This window comes from Inquilinus sp. (assembly GCF_057815775.1).
This window is the reverse complement of record NZ_JBYRFX010000854.1, coordinates 1-2,702: the sequence shown is the minus strand read 5'-3', so window position 1 is coordinate 2,702 and position 2,702 is coordinate 1. Positions and strand designations below refer to the sequence as shown.

The 2,702-nt window shown below is 68.3% G+C and carries 4 protein-coding genes; 3 read left to right on the top strand and 1 reads right to left on the bottom strand.

What is annotated here, in order from left to right; all coding sequences use genetic code 11:
* Window positions 1-268: malonyl-CoA decarboxylase domain-containing protein (locus tag AC3XYG_RS30655; RefSeq protein ID WP_489143670.1), on the top strand; the 268-nt coding region annotated here is incomplete at its 5' end.
* 29 nt (window positions 269-297) lie between these two features.
* Window positions 298-1,818 (top strand): malonate--CoA ligase, encoded by a 1,521-nt coding sequence (locus AC3XYG_RS30650; protein ID WP_489143669.1) that lies wholly within the window; start codon window positions 298-300, stop codon window positions 1,816-1,818.
* Window positions 1,819-1,852: 34 nt separating this feature from the next.
* On the opposite strand, the gene AC3XYG_RS30645 is transcribed toward AC3XYG_RS30650, so the two are convergent.
* Complete coding sequence (locus tag AC3XYG_RS30645; protein ID WP_489143668.1) at window positions 1,853-2,179, bottom strand: hypothetical protein; 327 nt, start codon at window positions 2,177-2,179, stop codon at window positions 1,853-1,855.
* A gap of 203 nt (window positions 2,180-2,382) precedes the next feature.
* Here AC3XYG_RS30645 and AC3XYG_RS30640 point away from each other — a divergent pair, with 203 nt between their 5' ends.
* Window positions 2,383-2,529, top strand: coding sequence for a hypothetical protein (locus AC3XYG_RS30640; RefSeq protein ID WP_489143667.1), 147 nt, complete (start codon window positions 2,383-2,385; stop codon window positions 2,527-2,529).
* The last annotated feature ends 173 nt before the right edge of the window (window positions 2,530-2,702 follow it).

Here is a 2,702-nt window from a genome sequence, read left to right as displayed (position 1 = left end):
GTGCGCCCGCTACCTCGCGGCCGAGCTGCGCCCGAATGGCCGGCTGACCGACCCGGTGGCGCGGTTCCATCTCGGCAACGGCGCCCGGCTGGAGCGGCTGAACTGGGCCGGCGACATCTCGCCGAAGGGGCTGGAGCAGGGCTGGGGTCTTCTGGTCAATTACCTCTATGATCCGGCGGAGCTGGAGCGGAATCACGAGGCCTTCGTCAATGCCGGGAGGGTGGCGACGAGCCGCGCGGTGGCGCGCCAGCTGAAGCCCTATCTCTGACCTGCCCATTCTGCCGTTGATACAGGCCCATGACCAATCTCTACGACGCCCTGTCCGCCCGCTTCCCCGCCGACCGGACCAAGCCGGCGCTCGCCCTGGCCGACGGGAGCGCAATCAGCTACGCCGATCTCGAGGCGGCCAGCGCCCGTTATGCCGGCCTGCTGCGGCGGGTGGGCGTCGCGCCGGGCGACCGGGTCATGGTCCAGGTCGACAAGTCGCCCGAGGTGGTGGCGCTGTATCTCGGCTGTCTGCGCGCCGGGGCGATCTACCTGCCGCTCAACACCGCCTACACCCGGGGCGAGGTTGCCTATTTCGCCGGCGATGCCGAACCGGCGCTGGTGGTGTGCCAGCCGACGCGGCTGGCCGAGATCGAGGCGGTGGCGACGCCCGCCGGCGCCAAGGCGGTGCTGACGCTGGGCGCGGCCGGGGAGGGCAGCCTGGCCGAAGCTGCGGCCGCCGAGAGCGCGGATTTCGAGACGCTGCCGCGCGGGCCGGACGATCTGGCGGCGATCCTCTACACCTCCGGCACCACCGGGCGGTCGAAGGGGGCAATGCTCAGCCATGACAACCTGCTGTCGAACGCCCTGACCCTGCACGAATATTGGGGCTTCCGGCCGGATGACGTGCTGCTGCACGCCCTGCCGATCTTCCACACCCACGGCCTGTTCGTCGCCACCAACTGCGCCCTGCTGGCCGGGGCGACCATGCTGTTCCAGCCGAAATTCGATGCCGCCGAGGTGCTGGGCCTGCTGCCGCGCGCCACCGTGATGATGGGTGTGCCGACCTTCTATGTCCGGCTGCTGGAACAGGCCGGCCTGACGGCCGAGCTGTGCCGTGGCATGCGGCTGTTCATCTCCGGCTCGGCGCCGCTGCTGGTCGACACCTTCGAACAGTTCCGCCGACGCACTGGCCACACCATCCTCGAACGCTACGGCATGACCGAGACCAACATGAACACCTCGAACCCGTTGGACGGCGACCGGCGGGCCGGGACGGTCGGCCTGCCGCTGCCGGGCGTGTCGCTGCGGGTGGTGGATGATGATGCGAAGATCTTGCCGCCGGGACAGATCGGCGTCCTCGAGGTCAAGGGCCCCAACGTGTTCAAGGGCTATTGGCGGATGCCGGAGAAGACGATGGCCGAATTCCGCGCCGACGGCTTCTTCATCACGGGCGATGTCGGGGTGGTGGACGATTGCGGCTATGTCTCGATCGTCGGCCGGGCCAAGGCTCTGATCATCTCCGGCGGCTTCAACATCTACCCGAAGGAGGTCGAAGGCCTGATCGACGCGATTCCCGGCGTGGAGGAATCGGCGGTGATCGGCCTGCCGCACCCGGATTTCGGCGAGGCGGTGGCGGCGGTGGTGAAGATGCAGCCCGGCGCCGTGCCACTGGATCCAGCCGCGGTCCAGGCCGCGCTGCAGGATCAGCTGGCCCGGTTCAAGCAGCCCAAGGCGGTGTTCGTGGTGGCGGAGATCCCGCGCAACACCATGGGCAAGGTCCAGAAGGCGGCACTCAGGGAGCAGTACAAGGGAACTTTCGCTGGCGCCTGAACCGGGCGACGTCTGCGTCGTCCCGAGGCCGCGGTCATTTGCAGTCCGGATCGCCGAGCTGGAGATGGAACTTGCGCGGGCCCGGATCGGACCGGGATTCGCCGATGATGCGGATATCGAGCGTGCAGGATCCGGCCTGGACCCGGTAATGGTCCTCGGCCGTCCATTCGATCCGGCCGACCGGGGCCTCGCCCAGCTTCCGGGCAACTTCGCCGTCATCCAGGATCGCCTGGATCTCGTGCACCCGCTGCCAGTAGGGCGGCAGCGCCGCCCGGGCCTGCGCTGTGGCCGTGAGCAGCAGGATGGCGGCGATGCCGGCCACCGGGATGCGGCGGCGGCCGGCTGAGAACAACTGTGCCATCGGTGATCCTCCCCCGCGACAGCGTGGGGCAAAAGGGCGGTGCCGCCAAGATGGGCCGTCCCCTATCCCCCATATGAGGGATTTGGGTGCGCCGGGATTGGTGTAGGACGAACTCTGGATGGGGACGTGGAGGCAGGGCAGTCGGATCGGTTGGAATTTCGATGAATTACTCGAATTCGGATATTGCACGGTCGGCACAGCGCATGATCGCGGAGCATGGCCGGGACGCCTCGCGCAAGGCCGAGGTCCGGGCCGATTGGCTCGACAAGGTCGGGGCCCTGGCCGCGGCCGGAAGCTGGCGGCTGATCGCCGGACGCAGCCGCGACCTGCTGAAAACCGTCGGGGCGTAGCGAGAGACGCGTGGCGGGCTGGGCCCGAGCGATCTGGGGACTTGGTGCCGGATGCAGGGGTCGAACCCGCGACCTTCGGTTTACAAAACTGGCGTTCTGACAAATCGCCGTACGCGCTACATCATGAAGGTCGACAGGTCCCGGCGGTTGGCATACGGCCGTCGCTGAAGCCG